At 60.5% G+C, this 24,267-nt stretch carries 27 protein-coding genes; 17 read left to right on the top strand and 10 right to left on the bottom strand.

Translation table 11 applies throughout. From position 1 onward, the window contains the following. Positions 1 to 12: 12 nt before the first annotated feature. Both tldD and H4W29_RS04960 read right to left on the bottom strand, forming a co-directional pair. Entirely contained in the window at positions 13 to 1,428 is a 1,416-nt protein-coding gene (gene tldD, locus H4W29_RS04965) for a metalloprotease TldD (protein WP_192727935.1), read from the bottom strand. Between the two features lie 78 nt (positions 1,429 to 1,506). Continuing rightward, a complete protein-coding gene (locus tag H4W29_RS04960; protein WP_192727934.1) occupies positions 1,507 to 2,169 on the bottom strand; it encodes an invasion associated locus B family protein in 663 nt (220 codons plus the stop codon). Between the two features lie 314 nt (positions 2,170 to 2,483). On the opposite strand from H4W29_RS04960, the gene coxB reads away from it, so the two are divergent. From coxB to H4W29_RS04930, 6 genes are all read left to right on the top strand, one after another. After that, complete coding sequence (coxB, locus tag H4W29_RS04955; RefSeq protein ID WP_192727933.1) at positions 2,484 to 3,377, top strand: cytochrome c oxidase subunit II; 894 nt, start codon at positions 2,484 to 2,486, stop codon at positions 3,375 to 3,377. A gap of 16 nt (positions 3,378 to 3,393) precedes the next feature. After that, positions 3,394 to 5,097 (top strand): cytochrome c oxidase subunit I, encoded by a 1,704-nt coding sequence (gene ctaD, locus H4W29_RS04950; RefSeq protein ID WP_192727932.1) that lies wholly within the window; start codon positions 3,394 to 3,396, stop codon positions 5,095 to 5,097. Between the two features lie 67 nt (positions 5,098 to 5,164). After that, on the top strand, positions 5,165 to 6,121 hold the full coding sequence (locus H4W29_RS04945; RefSeq protein ID WP_192730673.1) for a heme o synthase: 957 nt from the start codon (positions 5,165 to 5,167) through the stop codon (positions 6,119 to 6,121). Continuing rightward, entirely contained in the window at positions 6,121 to 6,258 is a 138-nt protein-coding gene (locus H4W29_RS04940) for a cytochrome c oxidase system small membrane protein (protein ID WP_192727931.1), read from the top strand. The genes H4W29_RS04945 and H4W29_RS04940 overlap by 1 nt, the downstream gene beginning before the upstream one ends. Before the next feature lie 4 nt (positions 6,259 to 6,262). Continuing rightward, the gene (locus H4W29_RS04935; RefSeq protein WP_192727930.1) at positions 6,263 to 6,868 is read left to right on the top strand and encodes a cytochrome c oxidase assembly protein; all 606 of its coding nucleotides are present in this window, start codon (positions 6,263 to 6,265) and stop codon (positions 6,866 to 6,868) included. Positions 6,869 to 6,925: 57 nt separating this feature from the next. Next, positions 6,926 to 7,804: a cytochrome c oxidase subunit 3 gene (locus H4W29_RS04930; RefSeq protein ID WP_113323078.1), complete on the top strand. Its 879-nt coding sequence runs from the start codon at positions 6,926 to 6,928 to the stop codon at positions 7,802 to 7,804. Positions 7,805 to 7,985: 181 nt separating this feature from the next. Here H4W29_RS04930 and H4W29_RS04925 read toward each other — a convergent pair whose 3' ends face one another. Next, positions 7,986 to 8,627 (bottom strand): chloramphenicol phosphotransferase CPT family protein, encoded by a 642-nt coding sequence (locus tag H4W29_RS04925; protein WP_192727929.1) that lies wholly within the window; start codon positions 8,625 to 8,627, stop codon positions 7,986 to 7,988. Positions 8,628 to 8,851: 224 nt separating this feature from the next. Here H4W29_RS04925 and H4W29_RS04920 point away from each other — a divergent pair, with 224 nt between their 5' ends. The 5 genes from H4W29_RS04920 (at position 8,852) to rnhA (ending at position 12,528) form a co-directional block, all read left to right on the top strand. Beyond that, entirely contained in the window at positions 8,852 to 9,232 is a 381-nt protein-coding gene (locus tag H4W29_RS04920) for a DUF983 domain-containing protein (RefSeq protein ID WP_007817996.1), read from the top strand. Then, entirely contained in the window at positions 9,225 to 9,977 is a 753-nt protein-coding gene (locus H4W29_RS04915; RefSeq protein ID WP_192727928.1) for an SURF1 family protein, read from the top strand. Before H4W29_RS04920 ends, H4W29_RS04915 begins: the two co-directional genes overlap by 8 nt. A 61-nt stretch (positions 9,978 to 10,038) precedes the next feature. Next, positions 10,039 to 11,043, top strand: a complete 1,005-nt coding sequence (gene ispH, locus H4W29_RS04910; RefSeq protein ID WP_037105628.1) for a 4-hydroxy-3-methylbut-2-enyl diphosphate reductase — start codon at positions 10,039 to 10,041, stop codon at positions 11,041 to 11,043. A 70-nt stretch (positions 11,044 to 11,113) separates the two neighbouring features. Further along, the gene (locus H4W29_RS04905; RefSeq protein ID WP_192727927.1) at positions 11,114 to 12,079 is read left to right on the top strand and encodes a homoserine kinase; all 966 of its coding nucleotides are present in this window, start codon (positions 11,114 to 11,116) and stop codon (positions 12,077 to 12,079) included. Then, positions 12,076 to 12,528: a ribonuclease HI gene (rnhA, locus tag H4W29_RS04900; RefSeq protein ID WP_113323084.1), complete on the top strand. Its 453-nt coding sequence runs from the start codon at positions 12,076 to 12,078 to the stop codon at positions 12,526 to 12,528. Before H4W29_RS04905 ends, rnhA begins: the two co-directional genes overlap by 4 nt. On the opposite strand, the gene H4W29_RS04895 is transcribed toward rnhA, so the two are convergent. The 3 genes from H4W29_RS04895 to H4W29_RS04885 form a co-directional block, all read right to left on the bottom strand. Beyond that, entirely contained in the window at positions 12,529 to 13,605 is a 1,077-nt protein-coding gene (locus H4W29_RS04895) for a zinc-binding metallopeptidase family protein (RefSeq protein WP_192727926.1), read from the bottom strand. It lies immediately after the preceding gene. Positions 13,606 to 13,692: 87 nt separating this feature from the next. Then, on the bottom strand, positions 13,693 to 13,884 hold the full coding sequence (locus H4W29_RS04890) for a CsbD family protein (RefSeq protein WP_007818007.1): 192 nt from the start codon (positions 13,882 to 13,884) through the stop codon (positions 13,693 to 13,695). A gap of 89 nt (positions 13,885 to 13,973) precedes the next feature. Continuing rightward, positions 13,974 to 14,579, bottom strand: a complete 606-nt coding sequence (locus tag H4W29_RS04885) for a YqgE/AlgH family protein (RefSeq protein WP_007818010.1) — start codon at positions 14,577 to 14,579, stop codon at positions 13,974 to 13,976. 141 nt (positions 14,580 to 14,720) lie between these two features. Between H4W29_RS04885 and H4W29_RS04880 the strand changes: the two genes are divergently transcribed. The 6 genes from H4W29_RS04880 (at position 14,721) to H4W29_RS04860 (ending at position 18,980) form a co-directional block, all read left to right on the top strand. Then, positions 14,721 to 15,560: a protein-disulfide reductase DsbD domain-containing protein gene (locus H4W29_RS04880; RefSeq protein ID WP_192727925.1), complete on the top strand. Its 840-nt coding sequence runs from the start codon at positions 14,721 to 14,723 to the stop codon at positions 15,558 to 15,560. Positions 15,561 to 15,631: 71 nt separating this feature from the next. Next, positions 15,632 to 16,117 carry a peroxiredoxin gene (locus tag H4W29_RS04875; RefSeq protein WP_192727924.1) on the top strand — a complete coding sequence of 162 codons (486 nt, stop codon included), beginning with the start codon at positions 15,632 to 15,634 and terminating at the stop codon, positions 16,115 to 16,117. A gap of 213 nt (positions 16,118 to 16,330) precedes the next feature. Beyond that, on the top strand, positions 16,331 to 16,459 hold the full coding sequence (locus H4W29_RS34645; RefSeq protein ID WP_281401181.1) for a hypothetical protein: 129 nt from the start codon (positions 16,331 to 16,333) through the stop codon (positions 16,457 to 16,459). Next, complete coding sequence (locus H4W29_RS04870) at positions 16,456 to 17,196, top strand: metal ABC transporter ATP-binding protein (RefSeq protein ID WP_192727923.1); 741 nt, start codon at positions 16,456 to 16,458, stop codon at positions 17,194 to 17,196. The genes H4W29_RS34645 and H4W29_RS04870 overlap by 4 nt, the downstream gene beginning before the upstream one ends. After that, positions 17,193 to 18,065: a metal ABC transporter permease gene (locus H4W29_RS04865; protein ID WP_192727922.1), complete on the top strand. Its 873-nt coding sequence runs from the start codon at positions 17,193 to 17,195 to the stop codon at positions 18,063 to 18,065. Before H4W29_RS04870 ends, H4W29_RS04865 begins: the two co-directional genes overlap by 4 nt. 15 nt (positions 18,066 to 18,080) lie before the next feature. Further along, entirely contained in the window at positions 18,081 to 18,980 is a 900-nt protein-coding gene (locus H4W29_RS04860) for a metal ABC transporter solute-binding protein, Zn/Mn family (protein ID WP_192727921.1), read from the top strand. Between the two features lie 12 nt (positions 18,981 to 18,992). Here H4W29_RS04860 and H4W29_RS04855 read toward each other — a convergent pair whose 3' ends face one another. The 4 genes from H4W29_RS04855 to H4W29_RS04840 all read right to left on the bottom strand — a co-directional run bounded on the left by H4W29_RS04855 (position 18,993) and on the right by H4W29_RS04840 (position 24,252). Beyond that, positions 18,993 to 19,301, bottom strand: a complete 309-nt coding sequence (locus H4W29_RS04855) for a Dabb family protein (protein ID WP_192727920.1) — start codon at positions 19,299 to 19,301, stop codon at positions 18,993 to 18,995. Positions 19,302 to 19,399: 98 nt separating this feature from the next. Beyond that, the gene (locus H4W29_RS04850) at positions 19,400 to 22,312 is read right to left on the bottom strand and encodes a sensor domain-containing phosphodiesterase (protein ID WP_192727919.1); all 2,913 of its coding nucleotides are present in this window, start codon (positions 22,310 to 22,312) and stop codon (positions 19,400 to 19,402) included. Continuing rightward, positions 22,309 to 22,923, bottom strand: a complete 615-nt coding sequence (locus tag H4W29_RS04845; RefSeq protein WP_113323094.1) for a GNAT family N-acetyltransferase — start codon at positions 22,921 to 22,923, stop codon at positions 22,309 to 22,311. The genes H4W29_RS04850 and H4W29_RS04845 overlap by 4 nt, the downstream gene beginning before the upstream one ends. 30 nt (positions 22,924 to 22,953) lie before the next feature. Further along, positions 22,954 to 24,252 (bottom strand): M16 family metallopeptidase, encoded by a 1,299-nt coding sequence (locus tag H4W29_RS04840; protein WP_192727918.1) that lies wholly within the window; start codon positions 24,250 to 24,252, stop codon positions 22,954 to 22,956. Positions 24,253 to 24,267: the final 15 nt, after the last annotated feature.

Here is a 24,267-nt window from a genome sequence, read left to right as displayed (position 1 = left end):
GATCGCACCGCCTCAGGCCTGCGTGCCGCCGACTGTGACCTGATCCATGCGCAGGTGCGGCTGGCCGACGCCGACAGGCACCCATTGGCCTGCCTTGCCGCAATTGCCGATGCCGGTATCGAGCTTCATGTCGTTGCCGATCATCGACACGCGCTTCATCGCATCCGGGCCGTTGCCGATCAGCATGGCGCCCTTGATCGGTGCGCCGATCTTGCCGTTCTCGATAAGATAGGCCTCAGTGCAGCCAAAGACGAACTTGCCCGATGTGATATCCACCTGACCGCCGCCGAAAGAGACGGCATAGACGCCCTTCTTGACCGAAGCGATGATCTCTTCCGGCGTCTTGTCGCCGCCGAGCATATAGGTGTTGGTCATGCGCGGCATCGGCACATGCGCATAGCCCTGGCGGCGGCCGTTGCCGGTCGGTGCCAGGCCCATCAGCCGGGCGTTCTGCCGGTCCTGCATATAGCCGACGAGCTTGCCGTTTTCGATCAGCACGTTGTAGGCGGACGGTGTGCCTTCGTCGTCGATGGTGATCGAACCGCGGCGGCTGTCGATCGTGCCGTCATCGACGACGGTGACACCAGGTGCCGCTACCATCTGGCCGAGAAGACCGGCAAAGGCCGAGGTCTTCTTGCGGTTGAAGTCGCCCTCGAGCCCGTGGCCGACGGCTTCGTGCAGCATCACACCCGGCCAGCCGGAGCCGAGCACCACATCCATCGTACCTGCTGGCGCATCGATCGCCTCAAGATTGACGAGCGCCTGCCGCAGAGCCTCGTCGGCCCCGCGCTGCCAGCTTCCGGTCGCGATGAAATCGCCGAAGCCGACGCGGCCGCCCTGGCCATAGGAGCCGCTCTCCTGCCGGTCGCCTTCGCCGACCATGACGGAGATGTTGATGCGCGTCATCGGACGGACGTCCTGCACCCGATGGCCGTCGGCGCGCAGGATATCGACCACCTGCCAGCTTGCCGCAACCGAAGCCGTGACCTGCCGCACTTTGTCGTTCTTGCCGCGCAGATAGGCGTCGATATCGGTCAGCACCTTCACCTTCTCCTCGAAGGTCGGCGAACCGATCGGGTTCTCGTCGGTGTAGAGCTTCAGGTTGGTGCCCTGGGGGGCGGCTGCGTAGGAGCCGGAATAGCCGCGTGTGACGGCGCCCACCGCATCTGCAGCGCGCTTTAGCGCCGAAACGGAAAGGTCGCCCGCATGCGCATAACCGACGGCCTCGCCCGCGACTGCTCGCAGGCCAAAACCCTGTTCGGTGTTGAAGCTGCCGCCCTTGAGGCGGCCATTGTCGAAGGTCAGCGATTCCGCCTGCGCGTGCTCGATGAAGAGCTCGCCGTCATCGGCGCCGGAAAGCGCCTCGGCAACATGCTTGCGCATCGTCGCTTCATCGGCATCAAAAAGCGTCAGGAGATCGGTGGTCATGGTTTTATGCTCCGCAAGAAGAGCGGTAATGCTCAATAGCCGATGTAGGTCTGATGCACTGCGCGAGCAAGCCCCGCATCAGGGCAGGGCGTCATAGCCTTCTGCGAAGCCCTTGAGGTCGACGGGGATGCCGATGCCTTCTTCCGGCGTCTGGAAGACGATGAAGGTTGCCTGCGCGCCGCTGCGGAACGTCTTCAAGAGCTCGTCCTCGAGAACGACTTCGGCATAGCAGCCGTCGGCGAAGCAGCGCACGAAATAGGCGCGGCCGATATCCTTGCCGTCGACATTGAGGCCGAGGCCGTTGGGCAGCAGCACGCCGAGCGGCGCCAGCACGCGCAGGATCTTCGACTTGCGGTCAGCCGTCTTCAGGACGACGACGGAGAGACCCACTTCCGGACGGTCTTCGGCGATGACATTCTGCATCAGCGCGCACTGCTCGGTCGAGGCGCCAGCGGGCTTGTCGCAGACGACGGACCATGCGCCATGGTTGGAACGGACCGTGCCGGGAGCCGGCGGCTGAGCCTGGCTGGGCGTCACCTGCTCGACGTTCGGCGTCGCAGACGGTGCAGGCTGCTGTGCCGGGGCGGGCTTCGGAGCGGGCGTGGCAGGACGCGACTGCGCGGGCGTCGGCGTCTGCTGCGCGAAAACGGGGCTCGTCGCGGCGGTCGCGATGCCTGCGGCCAGAACAAAAGGCCGCGCGAGGGAACGGAAACCCATGAAAACCTCTGGATATCGAATCATTGCCGCTATTTGTGAAGCTGCCCACAGAAAATGAAAAGCCCCACCCCGTGAAAACCGGGGGACTGCGGCAGAAATAGGACCTCGCCAAAAGAATGTGCAGCGGGCGGATTGGCCCTGAAGCACGTTTTTCGTATGCTGATGAAAAGCTTGCAATGTTTTGCCGTGGCTGAGGAGGCAGTCTTTGAGCAAATATGCCGCATAGACAATTGCTTCTGCCTGTTGCGGCGGATGCCAAACTGTGGTTTGAAGCGCAGAAGATGGCAAGGATTCTGCATCCGATTTGATGCAGATCAGCGCTCGAGGGAGATTACAAGGTGATTAAGAAGGCTTTTGCAGCTCTGACCGCGCTGGTCTGTCTGCTTTTTGCTTCCGGCACATATGCCGATCAGCCGATGCCGTGGCAGGCTACCCTGCAGCCGGCAGCAACGCCGATCATGCGGGAGATCCACTGGTTCGAACAATACACGCTGTGGTTCATCGTTCCGATCACGCTGTTTGTTCTCGTTCTCCTTCTGGTCGTCTGTTTCAAGTTCCGTGCTTCGGCAAACCCGGTTCCCTCCAAGACGAGCCACAATACGGTGATCGAAGTTATCTGGACCGTGGGGCCGGTCTTGATACTTCTTTTCCTCGCTATTCCCTCCTTCACGCTGCTGACCGCGCAGCTCACCCTGCCGGAAAACCCTGATGTGACCATCAAGGCGACCGCGACCCAGTGGCAGTGGAACTACGAATATGAAGGTTCGGGTGAAACGCCCGTCGCCTTCGACTCCTATCTTCTGAAGGAGCCGGATCGTGCCGCTGCCGGCAAGACCGATCTTGCCGTCTATCCGCGCCTGCTCGCCGTCGACAACGAACTCGTGCTGCCGGTCAACAAGACCGTTCGCGTTCTCGTCACCGCCGCGCCGACCGACGTTATCCACGCTTTCGCCATGCCGTCCTTCGGCGTCAAGATCGATGCCGTTCCGGGCCGCCTGAACGAAACCTGGTTCCGCGCCGAGCGTGAGGGCCTGTTCTACGGCCAGTGTTCCGAGCTTTGCGGTAAGGACCACGCGTTCATGCCGATCGCCATCCGCGTCGTCTCCGAGGACAAGTACAAGCAGTGGCTGGCTTCGGCCGCGACCGACTTGCCCGGCGCCTACAAGACACTGATCGCCGCTGCCGATGGTTCTGCAAAGACCGTCGATGTCGCTGAAAACGTCGCAAAGTAAGATAGGGATCGGGACAATGGCTGGACCTTCCGCTCACGACGATCATTCTCATGATCACCACGCTCATGACGCCCACGCGCATGACGACCATCACGATCACTCTCATACGCCGAGCTTTGCCGACCGCTGGTTCTTCTCCACGAACCATAAGGATATCGGCACGCTCTACCTGATCTTCGCGATCTTTGCCGGTATCATCGGAGGCCTTCTCTCCGTTGCCATGCGCATGGAGCTGCAGGAGCCGGGCATCCAGATCTTCCACGGCCTGGCCTCAATGGTCTACGGCTTCGAAGGCGATGCCGCCATCGATGGCGCCAAGCACATGTTCAACGTCTTCACCACCGCTCACGCGCTGATCATGATCTTCTTCATGGTCATGCCGGCGATGATCGGCGGTTTCGCCAACTGGATGGTGCCGATCATGATCGGCGCGCCGGATATGGCTTTCCCGCGTCTGAACAACATTTCCTTCTGGCTGATCGTTCCGGCCTTCCTGCTGCTGGTCATCTCGATGTTCGTCGAAGGCCCGGCCGGCGCATATGGCGCAGGCGGCGGCTGGACCATGTATCCGCCGCTCGCCGTCGGCGGTCAGCCGGGACCGGCGGTCGACCTGGCGATATTCTCGCTGCACATTGCCGGCGCCTCGTCGATCCTCGGTGCGATCAACTTCATCACCACGATCCTCAACATGCGCGCTCCCGGCATGACGCTGCACAAGATGCCGCTCTTTGCCTGGGCCGTTCTGATCACCGCCTTCCTGCTGCTGCTCTCGCTGCCGGTTCTGGCTGGCGCCATCACCATGGTGCTCACCGACCGTAACTTCGGCACCGCCTTCTTCGCGCCGGAAGGCGGCGGTGACCCGATCCTCTACCAGCACCTGTTCTGGTTCTTCGGTCACCCGGAAGTCTACATCCTGATCCTGCCGGGCTTCGGCATCGTCAGCCATATCGTTTCCACCTTCTCCAAGAAGCCGGTCTTCGGCTATCTCGGCATGGCCTACGCCATGGTCGCCATCGGCGCCGTCGGCTTCGTCGTCTGGGCTCACCACATGTATACGGTCGGCCTGTCGCTCGACGCGCAGCGCTATTTCGTCTTCGCAACGATGGTCATCGCCGTTCCGACGGGTGTGAAGATCTTCTCCTGGATCGCGACGATGTGGGGTGGCTCGATCACCTTCCGCACGCCGATGATCTGGGCGATCGGCTTCATCTTCCTCTTCACCGTCGGTGGTGTCACGGGCGTCCAGCTCGCAAACGCCGGCCTCGACCGCTCGCTGCATGACACCTATTACGTCGTGGCTCACTTCCACTACGTTCTGTCGCTCGGCGCCGTCTTCGCCATCTTCGCTGCCTGGTATTACTGGTTCCCGAAGATGACCGGCTACATGTACAGCGAATTCCTCGGCAAGCTGCATTTCTGGGTCATGTTCGTCGGCGTGAACCTCGTGTTCTTCCCGCAGCACTTCCTCGGCCTTGCCGGCATGCCGCGCCGCTACATCGACTATCCGGATGCATTTGCCGGCTGGAATTATGTCTCGTCGATCGGCTCCTACATCTCCTTCGTCGGCGTGATCATCTTCCTCGTCGGTGTCTGGGAAGCCTTCGCCAGGAAGCGCGTTGCCGGTGACAATCCGTGGGGCGAGGGCGCAACGACCCTCGAGTGGCAGCTGCCTTCGCCGCCGCCCTACCATCAGTGGGAACAGCTTCCGCGCATCAAGTAAGATGCTGAAATCCCGGACGCCGCAGCCCCCTGCGGCGTCTGGCAATTCATTTATTCAGGACGGAATGATGACGGTAATCGACAATCACGAGGCTCTTGCTGAAGACGGCGACTTTCGTCTGTCGGAAGCCAGTGCACGCGATTATTTCGAGCTTCTGAAGCCGCGGGTCATGTCGCTCGTGGTCTTCACGGCCTTTGCCGGCCTGGTGCTGGCGCCGGACCACATCAATCCCGTTCTCGGCCTGATCGCTATTCTCTGCATTGCCGTCGGCGCCGGCGCATCGGGTGCGCTGAACATGTGGTATGACGCCGACATCGACGCCGTTATGAGCCGCACCGCAAAGCGCCCGATCCCGGCCGGCCGCATCATGCCCAAGGAGGCGCTTGCCTTCGGCCTCGTGCTCTCCTGCTTCTCGGTGACGATCCTCGGTCTTGCGGTCAACTGGCTGTCGGCCTTTATCCTCGCCTTCACCATCTTCTTTTATGTCGTGATCTATACGATGTGGCTGAAGCGCTCGACGCCGCAGAACATCGTTATCGGTGGCGCGGCCGGTGCTTTCCCGCCGATGATCGGCTGGGCGTGCGTGACCAATTCGGTCACCATCGAAAGCACGGTTCTATTCCTCATCATCTTCCTGTGGACGCCGGCGCATTTCTGGGCGCTCGCCCTCTTCAAGATGCGAGACTACGAAGCGGTGGGCGTGCCAATGCTGCCGAATGTTTCGGGTGAGCGCACCACCAAGCATCAGATCGTTGCCTATGCCGTGCTGACGGCCATCTGTGCAGTGCTGCCGACCTTCCTTGGCTTTGCCAGTGTCGGTTATGGTGTGGTTGCCGCAGTACTCGGCGCGGCCTTCATATACTGTTCCATCGCCGTCTGGCGCATGCCTGACGGCGATCTCAAGATGATCCCGGCGAAGAAGCTGTTCGGCTTCTCGATCTTCTATCTCTTCGCCGTATTCTCCGCGCTGATGCTCGACCGGCTGGTTGCCATGCTGGGTTCGTATGCAGGAGGCTCGTTCTGATGGAATTGGTCAAGCTTACAGAAGCGCAGCGCAAGTCGCGCCGCAACCGCAACATTGCGCTCGGTGTCGTACTCGCCGGCCTGGTGGTTCTTTTCTACGTCATCACCATCGTCAAGTTCCTCGGGCATGGGGGCTGATGGGATGAGCGACGCCGTCAACGCACCGAAGAAGCCGCGCAACAATGCTGCCGTCGTCTTCATGTGCCTAAGCTTCGTCGTCGGCATGGGTGCGGCGAGCTATGCGGCCGTGCCGCTCTATCGCCTTTTCTGCCAGGTGACCGGCTATAACGGCACCACGCAGCGTGTTGATCAGGTTTCGAGCGTCATTCTCGACCGCACGATGCGCGTCACCTTCGATGCGAACGTCGCTCCCGGCCTGCAGTGGGAATTCAAGCCGGTCGAGCGCGAGGTCAATCCGAAGATCGGCGAGACTATCCAGGTCAATTTCATCGCCGAAAACCGTTCCAACGAAACCCAGCGCGGCCAGGCGATCTTCAACGTGACGCCGGGCGAGGCGGGCGCCTATTTCAACAAGGTGCAATGTTTCTGCTTTAATGAAACGGACCTGAAACCGGGCGAAAAGCTTGAAATGCCGGTCGTGTTCTACATCGATCCGGAAATTACCAAGGCCGCGGAATCGAAAAGCATTCGCACGGTCACGCTTTCGTATACGTTCTATCCCAAAGAGGGTCCGAAGCCGGTGGCTTCGAATGAAGGTGGAACGGAAAAGACTGAAAAGAAACTTTGATTGAGGAGTGTTTCCGGCGGTGCCGGAAGCGGAGAAGGAAGACACCGGGGATCTGACATGGCCGATGCTCATCAGAAGAATCACGACTATCACATCATAGCTCCGAGCCCATGGCCGATACTGGCCTCGCTCGGCGCATTCCTGATGGCCTTTGGCGGCGTCGGCTACATGCGCTACCTGAACGGCGGCTCGCTGCACGTTTTCGGTATCGAATGGGCCCATCCGTGGCTCTTCTTCATCGGGCTGGCTGTCGTTTTCTACGTCATGTACGGCTGGTGGTCCGACACCGTGAAGGAGGCCCATGAGGGTGCTCATACACGCGTCGTGTCGCTGCACCTGCGCTACGGCATGATCATGTTCATCGCTTCGGAAGTGATGTTCTTCGTCGCCTGGTTCTGGGCCTATTTCGACGCCAGCCTCTTTCCGCACGAAGCCATCCAGGCTTCGCGCCTTGCCTATACCGGCGGTGTCTGGCCGCCGAAGGGCATCGAGGTTCTCGATCCCTGGCACCTGCCGATCTACAATACCGTCATCCTGCTGCTCTCTGGCACGACGGTGACCTGGGCGCACCACGCTCTGCTGCATAACGACCGCAAGGGCCTTATCCAGGGTCTGACGCTGACGGTCCTGCTTGGCGTGCTCTTCTCCTCCGTCCAGGCCTATGAATATGCTCATGCTCCGTTCGAGTTCCGCAACTCGATCTACGGCGCGACCTTCTTCATGGCCACCGGTTTCCACGGCTTCCACGTTCTGGTCGGCACCATCTTCCTGCTGGTCTGCCTCCTTCGTGCGTTGCGCGGCGACTTTACGCCGAAGCAGCACTTCGGCTTCGAGGCGGCTGCCTGGTACTGGCACTTCGTCGACGTCGTCTGGCTGTTCCTGTTCTTCTGTATCTACGTCTGGGGCGGCTGGGGAGCTCCGGTCGCTGCAGGCTGATCGAGGCCGAATTGAAATCAGAAAAGGCGGGTGCCACTGGCCCCCGCCTTTTTCTTTGTCTCAGAGATAGAGCATCTCCGTCGTTCCTCGAAACACGAAAACGCTCTATCTCCCTGTTTTCACGCAATTCCGGACGCAAGACCGCTGCACACTTTTGCTGGAATTGCTCTGGCTCGTCATCCTACCGTTGACCAGCCAGCCTCTCGAAGGCCGAAGGCTCGGGAATGCCGAGATCCAGCTGATGGCGGATCGCCTCAGCGCATTCGAGCGCGGTCAGTACCGATGTATCGACCTCCATGTCGTAGAGGCCGGGACGATGAACCTCGTCCTGCCAGCGCTGCACTGGTTCCGGCACGGGTGTCTCGCCGGTGGCGCGCAGGTAGAGGGTCTCACGCCCTTCCTCTGCGATTTCCCGCCGCTGCATGATCGCCTCGATCGGACATTTGACGCCAACGAACAGCACGGGAAAACCGTCCAGTCGTCTGGCGCAGTCGCCGAGGATGCCGAGTGGCTGTGAGTAGCTGTCATGGTGGCCGAGGTCGGAGACGACGTTGAGCCCCAATCCGGCATGGATGGCGATCGATTCATAAAGCGCCGCATAGAGGAACGGCACGAGTTCTTCGAGATCCGGCCGTTCTCCGCCGGGCCTCAATCCGATACCGGGCAAGTAGCGCTTCGGCGTCATGGCATTATAGGTGTCGACGCCGAGGTTGATCCACGGCCCCTCGAATTCTTCCTGGATTGCGCGCGCAATGCTGGATTTGCCGCTTCGCGGCGCGCCGTTCAGGATAATGATCTGTCCGGCATGGCTATCGTTGGTCATCAGTCTTCTTCTTCTGTTTGGCGCGAATCATTACAGCGCCGCACGTCCTTCCGGACGAGCAAAGGACGCTGTAACACTTTGAATTGCTGCATAATTCTTTAAATCGAATCCGATTTGAGGAATTATGCAGCGGGCGAAACCGCGCAGGCATTTCCATTCGGGATGCGAATACTTTATGGGAGAGTTAAGGCAGACGACAAAAAGCCGCCTGCATGGAGATCGATATGAACGAAGATAGCGCGCAATTTCCGCCGGTCGATCCGGTCAAGACCGGCATCAAGGGATGCTGCCCGCGCTGCGGTCATGGGCAGCTCTTCGATGGCGTGCTCGGCCTGAAACCGAACTGCGCCGCCTGCGGGCTGGATTATTCCTTCGCCGATGCAGGCGATGGGCCCGCCGTTTTCGTCATCCTCATCGTCGGCTTCATCATCATCGGTTCGGTGCTCTGGCTGCAGGTCAATTATGCCCCGCCGATCTGGGTTCATATTCTGCTCTTTGCCCCGCTCACAATCATACTCTCGCTGCTGGCGCTGCGCTGGTGCAAGGGCATCCTCATCGCCATGCAATATCGCCACAATGCCCGCGAGGGACGCTTGAGTGACTGACATCGAGAGTCCGGCCCCGCGCCGCAAGCTGCCGGTCTTGACCGGCATAACGGTTCTCATCGCTCTCGCCATCCTGATTTCGCTCGGCACCTGGCAGGTGGAACGTCTTCACTGGAAGGAAGGCCTGCTCGCCGATATCGCAGAGCGCCGAGCCGCGGCCCCGGTTCCACTTGCCGATATCGAGACCATGGCTGCTCAGGGCGGCGATATCGAATACCGCACGGTCACCGCCACCGGCCGCTATATCAACAACAAGGAGCGCCACTTCTTCGCCACCTGGCGCGGCCAGACCGGTTATTACATCTACACGCCGCTGCAGCTTGCGGACGGGCGCTACCTCTTCGTCAACAGAGGCTTCGTTCCCTATGAGAACAAGGAGCCGGAAATGCGCATGCAGGGCCAGTTGACCGGTCAGCAGACCGTAACCGGCCTCGCGCGCGCCAAACTCCCCGGCAAACCCTCCTCGCTTGTGCCCGACAATGACGTGGCGAAGAACATCTTCTACTGGAAAGATCTCGACGTGATGGCCTCGAGTGTCGACCTCGACAAGGGTAGCGTCGTGCCCTTCTTCGTCGACGCCGATTCCACGCCCAACCCGGCGGGCTTTCCGATCGGCGGTGTCACGCAGGTCGATCTGCCGAACGACCATCTGCAATATGCTTTCACCTGGTACGGGCTGGCTGCGGTGCTTCTCGTTGTCGTTGCCATCTCCTGGTTTCGTCCCCGCAAGGGTGCAGCGCAATAGTATCGCTTCAATTCCGACCCATATTGGGTTAGAGGTCCCTGAAGCTTAACCTGGGTATGTTATGAACATTGCGGCAAAACCTCCGTTGACGATCAGGCTCTGCGGTCCGCGCGGCTTCTGCGCTGGCGTCGATCGGGCGATCCAGATCGTTGTGCTGGCACTGAAGGCTTACGGCGCGCCTGTATATGTCCGCCACGAGATCGTCCATAACCGCTATGTCGTGGAAGGTTTGGAAGCCAAGGGAGCTGTCTTCGTTGAGGAGCTTGACGAGATCCCGGCGGAACACCGTGCCCAGCCGGTCGTCTTTTCCGCCCATGGCGTGCCGAAATCCGTGCCCGAGGATGCGAATGCCCGCAACCTCTTCTATCTCGACGCAACCTGTCCGCTGGTCTCCAAGGTCCACAAGCAGGCGATGCGCCATAATCGCCTCGGCCGCCATGTCGTCCTGATCGGCCACGCCGGTCATCCCGAAGTGATCGGCACCATGGGTCAGTTGCCCGAAGGCACTGTTTCGCTCATCGAAACTGTCGAGGATGCGGACGTTTATCAGCCTGATGATCCCGATAATCTCGGCTATGTCACGCAGACGACGCTTTCGGTCGACGATACCGCCGGCGTCATCAAACGGCTGGAAGAGCGTTTCCCCAAGCTGCAGGCACCGGCTGCCGATTCCATCTGCTATGCCACGACCAACCGCCAGGAAGTGGTGAAGGAAGCGGCCCCCGGCTGCGATCTTTTCATCATTGTCGGCGCGCCGAATTCGTCCAATTCCAAGCGGCTCGTCGAAGTGGCGCTCCGCGCAGGGGCGAAGAAGTCGATCCTCGTGCAGCGGGCTTCCGAGCTCGACTGGGATGAGATCGGCCCGATTGCCACGCTCGGACTGTCCGCCGGCGCTTCCGCCCCGGAAGTGATCGTCAACGAGATCATCGAGGCCTTCCGCACCCGCTTCGATGCCCGCGTCGAGCTTGCCGAAACCGTGCAGGAAAACGAGCATTTCCTCGTCAATCGCGAACTGCGCAGCCTTGAATTGACGACGGCTGACATGGCATTCGTGAATGGAGAATAAGGAGGCGAGGGTGGCCACCCGCTCTGTCCCGCCTACCTGATGACACCGCTTCTACAGTGAGATACCCACCTTGGCAGTTTATACCGATATCGCCGAAGACGATCTGAGATGGTTTCTCACCGAATATGATGCCGGTACGCTGCTCTCCTACAAGGGCATCGCGGAAGGCGTGGAGAATTCCAATTTCCTGCTGCACACATCCAAGGCGCCGCTCATCCTGACACTCTACGAAAAGCGGGTGGAAAAGAGCGATCTGCCTTTCTTCCTCGGCCTGATGCAGCATCTGTCAGCCGGCGGCCTGTCCTGCCCGCTGCCGCTGCCGCGCAAGGACGGCGCGCTGCTCGGCACGCTGTCGGGCCGTCCCGCCGCCCTTATATCCTTTCTGGAAGGCATGTGGCTCAGAAAGCCGGAGGCCAAACACTGCCGCGAAGTCGGCAAGGCGCTGGCGCAGATGCATGTTGCTGGCGAAGGTTTTGCACTGACGCGGCCAAATGCCTTGTCGCTGGAAGGCTGGCAGGTGCTGTGGGACAAGTCGGAAGCACGCGCCGATGAAGTCGAGCCTGGGCTGCAGAACGAGATCCGCAGCGAGCTCAATTTCCTGCGGGCCCATTGGCCGAAGGATTTGCCTGATGGCGTCATCCACGCCGATCTTTTCCCCGACAACGTCTTCTTCCTCGGTGACGAGCTCTCGGGCCTCATCGATTTCTATTTCGCCTGTAATGATCTGCTCGCCTATGACGTCTCGATCTGCCTCAATGCCTGGTGCTTCGAGAAGGACGGCGCCTACAACATCACCAAGGGCATGCAGATGCTGGAAGGGTACCAGAGCGTACGGCCATTGAGCGAGGCGGAGATCAAAGCTCTGCCGGTTCTTTCCCGTGGCTCGGCGCTGCGCTTCTTCCTGACCCGTCTTTACGACTGGCTGACGACGCCCGAGGGTGCGATGGTCACCAAGAAGGATCCGCTGGAATATCTGCGCAAGCTGCGCTTCCACCGCCAGATTTCCTCGCCCGTCGAATATGGACTGAGCCTATGAAGCACATCGATATCTTTACCGACGGGGCATGCTCCGGCAATCCCGGCCCCGGCGGGTGGGGCGCTGTGCTGCGCTACGGCGAGGTCGAAAGGGAACTCTCCGGCGGCGAGGCTGAAACCACCAACAACCGCATGGAACTCCTGGCTGCCATTTCCGCACTGACTGCCCTGAAGGAGCCCTGCGAGGTCGATCTCTATACTGACAGCGCCTATGTGAAAGACGGCATATCCAAGTGGATATTCGGCTGGAAGAAAAACGGCTGGAGAACCTCGGACAATAAGCCGGTGAAGAATGCCGAACTCTGGCAGGCGCTGGAAGAGGCCCGCAACCGGCACAAGGTAACCCTCCATTGGGTCAAGGGTCACGCCGGCCATCCTGAAAATGAACGTGCTGATGAACTCGCCCGCAAGGGTATGGAGCCGTTCAAGAAGAGCAAGAAGGCAGGCTGATCAATCCGCCTGCTGCTGCTCCACGGCCGCGTTCTGTATCAGCCGGTGCATATATTCCAGCTTCGTCACGACAGGCGGAGACAGCACGAAGGGATAGGAATCCGGCTGTCCCATGCTGCGCTGGATCGCGTTGATCGCAAGGCTGAGTGGCACCCAGGCGCCGACGAGCTGTTCGGCGCTTTGCGCTCGATAGGGATTGAAATCCACCTCACCAGCGATCTCTTCATGCCCGCGCGGATCGATCGCGATGCCGAAGCTACGCGCCGTTTCCAGCGTATCGACGATGTGCAGGTAGTGCGCGAAGCATTCTGCGAAATCTTCCCAGGGGTGGACGGAGGCATAGGCGCTGATGAAGTTCTCTTGCCAGCCTGCAACTGGCCCATTGGCATAACGATCCTGTAGTGCGGCGCCATAGTCCTGTTGCTCATTGCCGAAGACTGCGCGGAATTCGTCGAACCCATTGCGGTCGCGGACCAGCTTGTTCCAGACGAAGTGTCCGGTCTCGTGACGGAAATGGCCGAGCAGCGTGCGATAAGGTTCATCCATCGCCGTGCGGGCCTGCTCGCGGGTCACGTCGTCTGCTTCCGCTGCGCGGATCGCGATCAGCCCGTCCTCATGGCCGGTCATCGCCGGTACGACATTGCCGTCATTCTGCACAATGTCTTCGAGGAAATCGAAAACGAGGCCGCCCTGCGGGTCTTCCTGCCGGTCGGGATGCGGCAAGTTCCAGCGCAGTAGCGAATAGAAGAGGTGGCGTTGCGCCTGGCTGATGCGGCGCCAGCGGTCGATGCCGTCTTGCGTGTCGGTATTCGGCACCAGCCGGTTATGCCGGCAGGCGATGCAAAAATCATTGCCGTCATCGACCAGCCAGTTGCAGATGTCGAGGCCCGCATTGGCACAGAACTGCACGAGCCGGTCCGGATCGGAGACCAGCTGCCAGTTCGCCTCGTCGCGCGATTCCAGCGCATGCATGGAAAGATCGCCCGCAAAGAAGCCGAGGCGGTGGTTGCAGCGCACGCACTGCCTGTTGTCGAAATGGATGATCTGATCGCAATTGTCGCAGGCAAACAGCCTCATGGCAGCCCCCCTACAGGCAGGATATGACGGAAAATGCCCGCCGCACACGGATGCGACAGGCATTGCACATATGAATGAAATGGGGCGTCAAAGCCGGTCGACAGCGCCCTTCAGCTTGTCCTTGACCTTGCCGCTTGCGACCTGGGCCTTGCCCTTGGCTTCCTGCATGCCACCCTTGGCCTGCATTTCGCGGTTGCCGGTGGCCTTGCCGGCCGCCTTCTTCGCCTTGCCGGCCATCTCATTGACTTTGCCGGAAATCTTGTCGCCAGTGCTACCCATTTGTGTGTCTCCTCTCGGATCACGGACGGAGTATCCGTGTTTGCCGACAGAAAACGCTAATGAACGAGTTTCGTTCCGGAATGATGCAGTCAGGCGTGGCCGGCTTCGGCCGAAAGCATGGCAGGCGTGATACCCATGCTGGCAAGCGCCCGCTCATACTTGTCATCGAGGCAGCGATCGAAGATCAACTCTTCATTGGCCGCGCAATTGAGCCAGCCATTGGAGGCCACCTCGTTTTCGAGCTGGCCCGCACCCCAGGAGGAATAGCCGAGCAGCATGGTGGCCCGCTTCGGACCGCCGCCCTTGGAGATCGCGCGCACGATATCGAGCGTCGCCGTCAGGCAGATATCGTCACTGACGGGAATGGAGGAGTCGCTGACATAATCGTCGGAATGCAACACGAAACCACGACCGCTCTCGACCGGCCCACCGGTCTGGATAGGAAACTCCCGTGCATCTTTCGGCAGCACGATGGAATCTTCCTGCTTGATCATATCGAGATGCAGCAGGACATCGGTGAAGGTGAGACTCTGCGGGCGATTGATGACGAAGCCCATGGCCCCTGCATCCGAGTGGGCGCAGATGTAAATTACTGTGCGCGCGAAGTTGCGATCCTCCATGCCCGGCATGGCGATCAGAAACTGACCGTCGAAAAATCCGCGTTCCCGTCTGTTCTTCAGCGTTGCTAGGGACATGGTTCCTCCTGCCGCCAGACCGCACAAAGGCTCCGACAATAGAAACATGGGGCAATGTCACAAATCAATCAACTGAAAATGAAGATTTAAATGGGCGGGACTTCTGGCGGCAATTGGCAAGTTTCGGTAAACCCTTGTTCCATGAGAGTTATTTCATTGCTTGTGCGCGCGCCATTAATTGCGGTCATTTCGGCTGCGTCCATGCTCGGATTGTTGCGTCCGGCGCCTGCCGAAATGAGTGACTGGGTGCAGAACGAGGGCGGCCGGATGCGTCTCGTGGCACTGCCGCCGGACGCTGCCGGCCATATAAGGGCAGGCCTGCAGATCGAGCCGAAACCTGGCTGGATCACCTATTGGCGTGAACCGGGCAATAACGGCATCCCGCCGCAGATCACCATCGCACCGCAAAGCGGCGTCACGCTTGACGCCATTTCCTATCCCGTTCCGAAACATATCTCCAGCGGCAAGGTCGAGGACATCGGCTATGAGACGCCGGTGACCCTGCCATTATCGCTGACGGCTTCGAAAGCGGGGCCGGTCGTTCTCGACGCCACCGCTTTCATCGGCATCTGCAAGGATATCTGCATTCCTTTCCAGGCGCAGCTTTCACTGAAATTTGGCGCTGCCGCCCAGTCGCGCCCGCAGGAGGAGATGATTCTTCAGAGCGCTGCTGCCCGCCTTCCCGAAGCGCCGTCTGCCGATTTCGAGGTCGTGGCACACGCGATGTCATCCGACCTGAAGCAACTCTCGCTTAAAGTTACTCTGCCGGAAGCAGGGAATGGAACGCCCGAAATCATCGTCACCGGGCCGAGCGGCTATGCCTTCACCAAGCAGATGAATGTGGGGCGCAACGGCAGGGCCTATTCCGCCGATATCGCCATCGGGAAGCTACCGAAGAATTACGATATCAAGGGCAAGCAGTGGGGAGTGCTCATCGTTGACGGCGCCCGCGCCATGGAAACCACGCTTGTCTTTGATTGACCGCATCTTATAGTCCCTCTCAATCCCCATGCGGTCTTGCCCGCAACCAGCCAGAACCGAGGAGAAAATCCATGACGATCGCGATCGGCGACAAGCTTCCTGCCGCCACCTTCAAGGAAAAGACCGCCGACGGCCCGGTGGAAACCACCACCGAGCAGCTTTTTGCTGGCAAGCGCGTCGTGCTGTTCGCCGTACCCGGCGCTTTTACGCCCACCTGTTCATTGAACCACCTGCCGGGCTATCTGGAAAACCGCGACGCCATCCTCGCCAGGGGCGTTGACGACATCGCCGTTCTCGCCGTTAACGACTGGCATGTCATGGGCGCCTGGGCGCAGTCTTCGGGCGGCCTCGGCAAGATCCATTTCCTCGCCGACTGGGATGCCGGCTTCACCAAGGCAGTCGGCCTCGATGCCGATCTCTCCGCCGGTGGCCTCGGCGTGCGCTCCAAGCGTTATTCCATGCTGATCGAGGACGGTGTCGTGAAGTCGCTTAATGTCGAGGAATCGCCCGGCCAGGCAACGGTTTCCGGTGCTGCGGCGATGCTCGAACAGCTCTGAGCAGGAAAAGCTCCTGTTGTTACGCAAGGGCGCCTTTTGGCGCCCTTTTTTATTTGATCGCTGAAGTAAGCGTCAATGTCGCGACGATACGGCATCTCTTGCGGCGCTGAGGATGTCGCGCCGGGCATCCGCTTGCGCAAAGAACATCCTTGCCTCATTTTTGCCGTAATCGTTATAACATAACCGTAATGTTATTACGTATAAGGATTGAGAATGCCGCCCGACCAGGAACGTTTCGCCGTCAGTCTCCTCGGGCAATCGGCGCCTATGCGCGTCTGCTTCGTGGTTGCCATCGTGGCGCTTCTCTGGCTCGCGATCCATTGGGCGATCCTCCTGCCATGAGCGCGCCAGTCATCCGTCTCGACAATCTGACGGTCTCCTATGATCGTCATCCTGCAGTCCATCATCTCTCCGGCACTTTCCAGCCCGGCAGCCTGACAGCAATCGCCGGGCCGAATGGGGCGGGAAAATCCACGTTGCTGAAGGCGATCATGGGGGAGTTGCGCCCCGCCGAAGGGCGGGTGGAGCACCTGATGCAACGCACTGATTTCGGCTATCTTCCGCAGGCGGCTGACATCAACAGGCGTTTCCCGATCTCGGTGCTGGATACGGTGCTGCTCGGAAACTGGCGTTCGGCCGGTGCCTTTGGCCGTATGGCAAAGCGGGACACTGCGCGCGCTCGCACCGCACTCGCTACCGTCGGTCTGGAAGGATTCGAAAGGCGCCATATCGGCTCACTTTCGGCCGGCCAGTTCCAGCGCGTGCTCTTTGCCCGCCTGCTGCTGCAGGATGCGCGCATCATCCTGCTTGACGAACCCTTCACTGCCATCGACACCCGCACGACGAGGGATCTGCTCGACATTGTCGTCCGCTGGCATGGCGACGGGCGGACGGTGATTGCTGTGCTCCATGATTTCGCACAGGTGAGGGCGCATTTCCCGGAAACCCTGCTGCTCGCCCGCCGGCTGATCGGCTGGGGGCCGACGCAGGAGGTTATGTCATCTGTCAATCTTCTGCAGGCCTGCGCCATGGCCGAACGCTGGGATGAGGATGCTGAAGCCTGCGAGCCGGCGGCATGACGGCCTACGATATCTTCTTCGCCCCCTTCGCCGACTATGGCTTCATGCGCCGCGCGCTCGTCGCCTGCCTATGTCTCAGTCTCGGGTCCGGCCCCATCGGCGTCTTTCTCATGCTTCGCCGCATGAGCCTGATGGGGGACGCGATGAGCCATGCCGTGCTGCCGGGAGCGGCAATTGGTTATCTCGTTGCCGGCTCGCTGTCGCTGACGGCAATGGGCATTGGTGGTCTCGTTGCCGGTCTCTCCGTCGCGCTGCTATCAGGTGTCGTCAGCCGCATGACCGTGCTGCAGGAGGATGCGAGTTTCGCAAGCTTCTATCTGGCGTCACTGGCCTTGGGTGTCCTCATCGTTTCCTTGCGCGGTTCGAACATCGATCTGCTGCATGTACTTTTCGGCACCATCCTTGCCATCGACGCGCCGGCACTGACGCAGATCGGCGCCATCACGTCGGTTACATTGCTGGCGCTCGCGATCGTCTATCGCCCGCTGGTCGCGGAATGTTTTGATCCGGGCTTCCTGCGCGCCGTCGGCGGGCGCGGGCCGGTCTATCATTTCCTCTTTCTGTTGCTTGTGGTGCTGAACCTTGTCGCGAGCTTCCAGGCGCTTGGCACGCTGATGGCCGTCGGCCTTATGATGCTGCCGGCCGCGATCGCACAGCTCTGGTCGCGCAGTCTGCCGGCCATGATGATGACAGCGGCGGCAAGTGCAGCGGCATCCGGCTATCTTGGGCTCATCACCTCCTATCATCTCGAACTTGCCTCCGGCCCGACGATCATCATGACGGCGGCGCTGCTCTATGGCCTCTCCATCTTCTTCGCGCCGTCGGGCCTTGCCCGACGCTTCTTCCCCCGCCCGCATCTGAAGGGCTGATACCAGGAGACATCGATGTTACCTAGAAGACTGCTTCTCTCCGCCGCCTTGCCGGTGCTGATGACGCTTTCGGCCGTGCCGGCTTCGGCCGAAACGCTGAAGGTCGTTGCCTCCTTCACCGTGCTTGCCGATGTCGTCCGACAGGTCGGCGGCGATCACGTCAAGGTCACGAGCCTCGTCGGTCCGAACGGCGATCCCCATGAGTTCGAGCCGGCGCCGGCCGATGCCAAGGCGCTGAATGCTGCAAAAGTTACCTTCGTCAGCGGCGAGGGGTTGGAAGGCTGGATGGACCGCCTCATCACCGCCTCCGGCTACAAGGGAAATCCGGTCACAGTGTCCGAAGGCATCAACACCCGCACGATGGAAGAGGATGGTAAAACCGTCACCGATCCGCATGTCTGGAACAGCCCTGTCAATGTGAAGGTCTGGGTCGCCAATATCGAGAAGGCACTTTCCGCAGCCGATCCGGCCGATGCCGCCGCCTTCAAGGCGAATGCCGAGAAATACACCAGGAAGCTTGACGAACTGGACGGCTATGCACATTCCAAGTTCGACAAGATCGCCAATGATCGCCGCAAGGTGCTGACCAGCCACGATGCCTTCGGCTATTTCGGCCGGGAATACAATGTCAGCTTCTTGGCACCCCTCGGCCTCTCCACCGAAAGCGAAGCATCGGCCGCCGACGTTGCCAAGCTGATCGAGCAGATCAAGCAGGAACACGTGAAAACCTATTTCTTCGAGAATTCCAACGATCCGCGCCTCGTCAAGCAGGTTGCCACTGCGACGGGCGCCGAGCCGGGCGGTGAACTCTATGTCGAATCTCTCTCGGACTCAAAAGGCCCAGCCCCGACCTACGAGAAGATGTTCCGCTACAATGTCGACCAGCTCTCCGCAGCGATGGCGAAGTCGAGCTGAGCTGACGGGATCTTAGATAACGAGATCGAAAACCAGGAGGCCCGCCAGGCCTCCATCCGTCGACGAGACAATGCGCTCGCCGACGGTCACATGCTCGGGATGCACGAGATAGGTATCGCGTGCCTCGGGGCTTTCGAAGGTCACGGCAAAGCCGTCGACGAAACCGCCATGCAGTCCCTCGGGTGAAACATTCGGCCCGTATTTGATGTCAAGAATTCCCGGGATCACCTGCTTCAGCGCCACGATGGCGTCGAACAGCGCCTGCTTATCGTCAGGCGTCATAGCGCTCTTCAGCCGCATGAATACGCAGTGCAGGATCATAAGGTGCCTCCCGGTTGTGTTTTCGGGCAGAATAGCGGCAGCGTTGGAGAGGGCAAGGCAGTAAACCGCGTCCTCCCCCTATTCCTCTGCGGGGATGCTCAGGCCCGCTTCGTCAGCGGAAACCGTTCTCTCAGCAGCCGCAGCACCGATTCCGACGGCATTGGTGGGCCGAAGAGATAACTCTGCCCGTAGCTGCAGCCCATCTTGGCAAGCTCGATCGCATCCTCGTTGGACTCGATGCCTTCGGCCACCACTTTCATGTCCAGCTCGCGCGCCATGGAAATCACCGATTTCAAGATGGTCGCCTTCTTGTCGCTGTTGTCGCGAACCAGCGCCTTATCGAGCTTGATCGTGTCGAAGGGGAAGCGGGTCAGGTAGGCGAGCGAGGAATAGCCGGTGCCGAAATCGTCAAGCGCGAGGCCAAGACCAGCTTCCTTCAGCTTCTGCAGTACGAGACGAGCCTGTTCCGGATTTTCCATCACCATGGATTCTGTCAGTTCCAGCTTCAGCCGCGAAGGATCGCAATGGGTCTTGGCCAGTACCGAACGGACGTCGTCGTAAAGATCGTTGTTGAGAAGCTGCACGCTCGACAGATTGATCGAGACGAAGATCGGCAGCTCGCCGGTCTGGTTCTGCCAACCCATCAGGTCGTTGGTCGCCTGCTCCAGCGCGAAGATGCCGAGCGCACCGATAATGTCGGACGCTTCGGCGATCGGGATGAATTCCGACGGCGGGATGTTGCCGCGCTTGGGATGTTCCCAGCGCATCAGCGCTTCGAAGCCGGCAATCTCGACATCCTCCAGCCGCGCAATCGGCTGGTAGACCATCGAAAGTTCCTTGCGCTCGATGGCACGGCGCAGATCCGATTCAAGCTGCAGGCGGTCGGTGCCGAAATCACGGAAAGCCGGCTGGAAGGGCTCCACGCGATTGCCGCCAGCACGTTTGGCCCGGTACATGGCAAGCTCGGCATCGCTGAGCAGACCCGACGCGCTCTCCTGCTGGTCCACCCAGGAGGTGAGACCGATGGAGGCGGTCAGGATGATCTCGCGGTTGGAGAAATTGATCGGTACCATGATTGCCTTGCTCATCGCATCGGCAAAATCGGCAACCTTGGCCGGATCGTGCTCGGAAACGAGGATGACGCCGAACTGGTCGCCGGAAAGGCGCGCCAGCGTATCCTGCGGTTTCAGGAGGCGACGCAGGCGGCGGGTGAGCGCGATCAGAATATTGTCACCGGCTGCGACACCGAGGGAATCATTGACCAGCTTGTAGCGGTCGATGTCGATCACCATGACGGTCGGGCGCAGCGTCTCGCCGCCCGGCGCCAGTGTCAGCACCGACTGCAGGCGGTCTATGAAGACCTGTCGGTTCGGCAGGCCCGTCAGGTTGTCGTGCAGCGCATCGTGCAGCAGCCGCTCGACGGAATTCTTCTGCTCGGTCACATCGACGATCGTGCCGACGCAGCGGATGATTTCGCCGTTCGAGCCGAGCACCGGCCGGGCACGGATCAGGAGCCAGTGAAAGTGCCCGTCTTCGGCGCGGATGCGGAACTCGTGGTTCAGCCGGCCGCGGCGATGTTCCAGGAGCACATCAAGCGTTGCCCGGAAACGGTCGCGATCGTCGGGGTGCAGCCGCGGCAGCCAGTTGCGCGCCGCGCCATGCATCGTGCCCGGTGAAAGCCCGAGTTTTACGGAAACATCGGGAATGGTGACGACGCGATCGCGCGCCACATCCCAATCCCAGACCATGTCGCCCGAGCCCGTCAGCGCCAGCGATTGACGCTCGAGATCGGAGAAGAGACCTTGCTGGAAGGCGCCTCCCGCAAAGGCATGCTGCATGACGGTGAAGCCGATCAAGAGCACGATCAGCACGAGGCCGCCGCCGAGTGCGGGCTGGATGATGTCATTGTCAAGCCGGCCGGTGATCGTCATCCACGCGCCGAACAGCCAGACGAGCGTCAGCGCCCATGCCGGCACGAGCAGGATGGCGCGGTCATAGCGGTTGAAGCCGAGATAGATGATCAGCAGCAGGCCGGTCGCCGCTGTCAGTGCGAAAGATAGACGGGCAATGCCGGCCGCAATCGACGGATCGTAGATCGCAACGCCGAAGAGCAGGGCAAGACCCAGCACCCAGGCAAGCGTGGCGTAGCCGAGATGCACATGCCATCGGTTGAGATTGAGATAAGTGAACAGGAAGATGACGAAACTGGAGGCGAGCGCCACCTCCGCACAGGCGCGCCATATTCGTTGATCCGCTGAGGCGACACTGATCAGCTTTCCGAGAAAGCCGAAGTCGACGCAGATATAGCCGAGTACCGCCCAGGCGAGAGCCGCCGTCGCCGGCAGCATCGAGGTTCCCTTCACGACGAAGAGGATCGTCAGGAACACCGCGAGCAGGCCGGCAATGCCGAGCACGATGCCGCGATAGAGCGTGAAGGCGTTGATCGTGTCCTTGTAAGCGTCTGGCTCCCACAGATAGATCTGTGGCAACTCCGGCGTGGCAAGCTCGGCAACGAAGGTGATGACAGCGCCTGGGTTCAGCGTGATGCGGAAGACGTCGGCCTCATCGCTCGGCTGGCGGTCGAGCGCAAAACCTTCGCTTGGCGTGATCGCAATAATGCGCTGCGAGCCGAGATCGGGCCAGAACAGCTTGGAATTGACGAGGCGGAAGTGCGGCGCGACGATAACGCGTTCGAGCTGCTCCTCGGAGACGTTAGCGAGCGCAAAGACCGCCCAGTCGCCCTGATGGTTTTCCGAGCTCGCGCGCACCTCGATACGCCGGCGGATACCATCGGCGCCGGCAGCGGTGGAAACCTGGAAGGCCTCGCCCTGGTTGGCGTAGATTTCCGTCGTGGCAGTCAGGTCCAGCGCAGTATCGTCGCGGGAAATCTTTACCGGTTCGGCCGCCTGCACAGTTCCCGCCGCAAGGGCGAACACCGACAGGAGAAGGGCTGCGATCACCGCGATCACTCGTCCGGACGGTGACGTCAGCAGCATGCGGTCTTTGTTCATCGGCTGTTGGGTTTCCTGCCTGTATCCGCGTCGGTGGCCAAGCGTGAAAACATCACGTGATCATGCCACTGACCGTTGATCTTCAAATATCCGCGCAGGTAGCCTTCCCGCTGGAACCCGGCTTTCTCAAGCAGGCGAATGCTCCGTGCGTTATCTGGAATACAGGCTGCTTCGATACGGTGCAACTCAAGCCCTGTGAAGATATAGGGAATAACCAATTGAAGTGCGGCGAACATATGTCCCTGGCCGGCATAACGCTCGCCCATCCAGTAGCCAATCATGCAGCTTTGGGCGGCTCCCCGGCGGATATAGCCGATGGTGATGCCGCCAACGAGCGTCATATCCTTTCTCAGAAAAATGAAGAGCGGGATCGCCTGTCCCGAAGCATATTCCTGCTTGCCCCGGATGACGCGGGCGCGAAACGAGCCTTCGGTCAGCTCGTCGCGCCGCCATGTCGGCTCCCAGGGTTCCAGAAAACGGCGGCTGTCGGCGCGCAGCCGGTGCCACTGATTGAAATCCTGGTAGCGCGGCAGGCGCAGGACATATTTGTCGTTTTCGAGTTCGACCGCTTCAGGCTGTCGCGACAGGAACCGAAAAACCGATTTTGGCATCGATAACCCCCGGCGCAACGTATGTGTCGGTCAGCGGCTTGCCTGCTTCGTCTTCGGTGCCGGAACCGAAAGCGAGGCAGTGATGTCTTCCATCGGGGCAAGCTGCTCGAGCGGACCGATCGCCGAAAGCGTCGGGACGGTATCGTAGAAAAGGCGACCGGCAAGATCGGTCAGGCGCTCGATGGTGATACCCTCCAGTCGCTCCATCATTTCCGGATTGGAGATCGGACGGCCATAGAGCATCATCTGCCGGGCGACCTGGCCGGCGCGGGCGGCGGGGCTTTCCTGGCCCATGAGGAGCTGGGCGCGGATCTGTGCCCGGGCACGCTCGATTTCCTTCTGGTGAATGCTGTCTGCCGACTTGTGCAGCTCGTCGATGATGACGGGCACCAGCTCCGGCAGATTCTCGCCACCGGTTGCGGCATGGATGCCGAAGATGCCGGTATCGGAAAAGCCCCAGTGGAAAGCGTAGACGGAGTAACAGAGGCCGCGAAACTCGCGTACTTCCTGGAAGAGGCGGGAGGACATGCCGCCGCCGAGGATATTGGCGAGGATCTGCGAGCAGTAGAAATCGCGGGCATGATAGGCCTTGCCCTCGAAGCCCAGCAGGATCTGCGCGTCCATGAGGTCGCGCGGCTCGCGCACATTGCCGCCGATATAACGGGCGGCTTCCATGACCGGCGGCGCGTTGGGCGTGGTCGGCAGGCTGGCGAAGCGGTCTTCGACCAAGCGAACGAATTCGTCATGCTCGACGGCGCCCGCCGCCACCACGAACATCCGGTCGGTCGTATAGTTGCGACCGAGATAGGTGCGGATCTGCTGCGGCGTGAAGGAAACGACGGTTTCCGGTGTGCCGAGGATCGGTCGTCCGAGCGTCTGGCCACGATAGGCGACCTCGGAGAAGCGGTCGAAGACGACGTCGTCGGGCGTGTCGTTGGCCGCGTTGATCTCCTGCAGGATGACCTGCTTCTCGCGCTCCAGCTCTTCTTCCTCGAAGGCGGACTCCGTCAGGATATCGGCGAGGATATCGACGGCGAGCGGCACGTGATCCTTCAGAACGCGGGCATAGTAAGAGGTCGTCTCAGTGGAGGTCGCGGCGTTTACTTCGCCGCCGACATCCTCGATTTCCTCGGCGATCTCACGGGCGGAACGTCGTGCCGTTCCCTTGAAGGCCATGTGTTCGAGCAGGTGGGCAATGCCGTGTTCGTCTTCCGTCTCGTTGCGCGAACCTGATTTGATCCAGACTCCGAGCGCAGCGCTTTCAAGGTGCGGCATGGTCTGTGTGACTACTGTCAGCCCGGATTTGAGCCGGGTGCACTCAACTGTCATGTGCTATCTTTCTGC

It is taken from the genome of Rhizobium viscosum (assembly GCF_014873945.1).
GTDB classification, from domain to species: Bacteria; Pseudomonadota; Alphaproteobacteria; order Rhizobiales; family Rhizobiaceae; genus Rhizobium; species Rhizobium viscosum.
This window is presented reverse-complemented; position numbering and strand designations above follow the sequence as displayed.

What these genes read in the sequence shown, in the direction of transcription:
- H4W29_RS04925 (WP_192727929.1), bottom strand. Translation starts at nt 8,627, where the DNA reads ATGACCAACGATAGCCATGCCGGACAGATCATTATCCTGAACGGCGCG.
- H4W29_RS04960 (WP_192727934.1), bottom strand. Translation starts at nt 2,169, where the DNA reads ATGATTCGATATCCAGAGGTTTTCATGGGTTTCCGTTCCCTCGCGCGG.
- H4W29_RS04880 (WP_192727925.1), top strand. Translation starts at nt 14,721, where the DNA reads ATGAGAGTTATTTCATTGCTTGTGCGCGCGCCATTAATTGCGGTCATT.
- H4W29_RS04895 (WP_192727926.1), bottom strand. Translation starts at nt 13,605, where the DNA reads ATGAGGCTGTTTGCCTGCGACAATTGCGATCAGATCATCCATTTCGAC.
- H4W29_RS34645 (WP_281401181.1), top strand. Translation starts at nt 16,331, where the DNA reads ATGCCGCCCGACCAGGAACGTTTCGCCGTCAGTCTCCTCGGGCAATCG.
- H4W29_RS04845 (WP_113323094.1), bottom strand. Translation starts at nt 22,923, where the DNA reads ATGCCAAAATCGGTTTTTCGGTTCCTGTCGCGACAGCCTGAAGCGGTC.
- H4W29_RS04875 (WP_192727924.1), top strand. Translation starts at nt 15,632, where the DNA reads ATGACGATCGCGATCGGCGACAAGCTTCCTGCCGCCACCTTCAAGGAA.
- H4W29_RS04930 (WP_113323078.1), top strand. Translation starts at nt 6,926, where the DNA reads ATGGCCGATGCTCATCAGAAGAATCACGACTATCACATCATAGCTCCG.
- H4W29_RS04935 (WP_192727930.1), top strand. Translation starts at nt 6,263, where the DNA reads ATGAGCGACGCCGTCAACGCACCGAAGAAGCCGCGCAACAATGCTGCC.
- H4W29_RS04920 (WP_007817996.1), top strand. Translation starts at nt 8,852, where the DNA reads ATGAACGAAGATAGCGCGCAATTTCCGCCGGTCGATCCGGTCAAGACC.
- ctaD (WP_192727932.1), top strand. Translation starts at nt 3,394, where the DNA reads ATGGCTGGACCTTCCGCTCACGACGATCATTCTCATGATCACCACGCT.
- H4W29_RS04865 (WP_192727922.1), top strand. Translation starts at nt 17,193, where the DNA reads ATGACGGCCTACGATATCTTCTTCGCCCCCTTCGCCGACTATGGCTTC.
- H4W29_RS04860 (WP_192727921.1), top strand. Translation starts at nt 18,081, where the DNA reads ATGTTACCTAGAAGACTGCTTCTCTCCGCCGCCTTGCCGGTGCTGATG.
- rnhA (WP_113323084.1), top strand. Translation starts at nt 12,076, where the DNA reads ATGAAGCACATCGATATCTTTACCGACGGGGCATGCTCCGGCAATCCC.
- H4W29_RS04890 (WP_007818007.1), bottom strand. Translation starts at nt 13,884, where the DNA reads ATGGGTAGCACTGGCGACAAGATTTCCGGCAAAGTCAATGAGATGGCC.
- H4W29_RS04885 (WP_007818010.1), bottom strand. Translation starts at nt 14,579, where the DNA reads ATGTCCCTAGCAACGCTGAAGAACAGACGGGAACGCGGATTTTTCGAC.
- tldD (WP_192727935.1), bottom strand. Translation starts at nt 1,428, where the DNA reads ATGACCACCGATCTCCTGACGCTTTTTGATGCCGATGAAGCGACGATG.
- ispH (WP_037105628.1), top strand. Translation starts at nt 10,039, where the DNA reads ATGAACATTGCGGCAAAACCTCCGTTGACGATCAGGCTCTGCGGTCCG.
- H4W29_RS04850 (WP_192727919.1), bottom strand. Translation starts at nt 22,312, where the DNA reads ATGAACAAAGACCGCATGCTGCTGACGTCACCGTCCGGACGAGTGATC.
- H4W29_RS04945 (WP_192730673.1), top strand. Translation starts at nt 5,165, where the DNA reads ATGACGGTAATCGACAATCACGAGGCTCTTGCTGAAGACGGCGACTTT.
- H4W29_RS04855 (WP_192727920.1), bottom strand. Translation starts at nt 19,301, where the DNA reads ATGATCCTGCACTGCGTATTCATGCGGCTGAAGAGCGCTATGACGCCT.
- H4W29_RS04940 (WP_192727931.1), top strand. Translation starts at nt 6,121, where the DNA reads ATGGAATTGGTCAAGCTTACAGAAGCGCAGCGCAAGTCGCGCCGCAAC.
- H4W29_RS04840 (WP_192727918.1), bottom strand. Translation starts at nt 24,252, where the DNA reads ATGACAGTTGAGTGCACCCGGCTCAAATCCGGGCTGACAGTAGTCACA.
- H4W29_RS04870 (WP_192727923.1), top strand. Translation starts at nt 16,456, where the DNA reads ATGAGCGCGCCAGTCATCCGTCTCGACAATCTGACGGTCTCCTATGAT.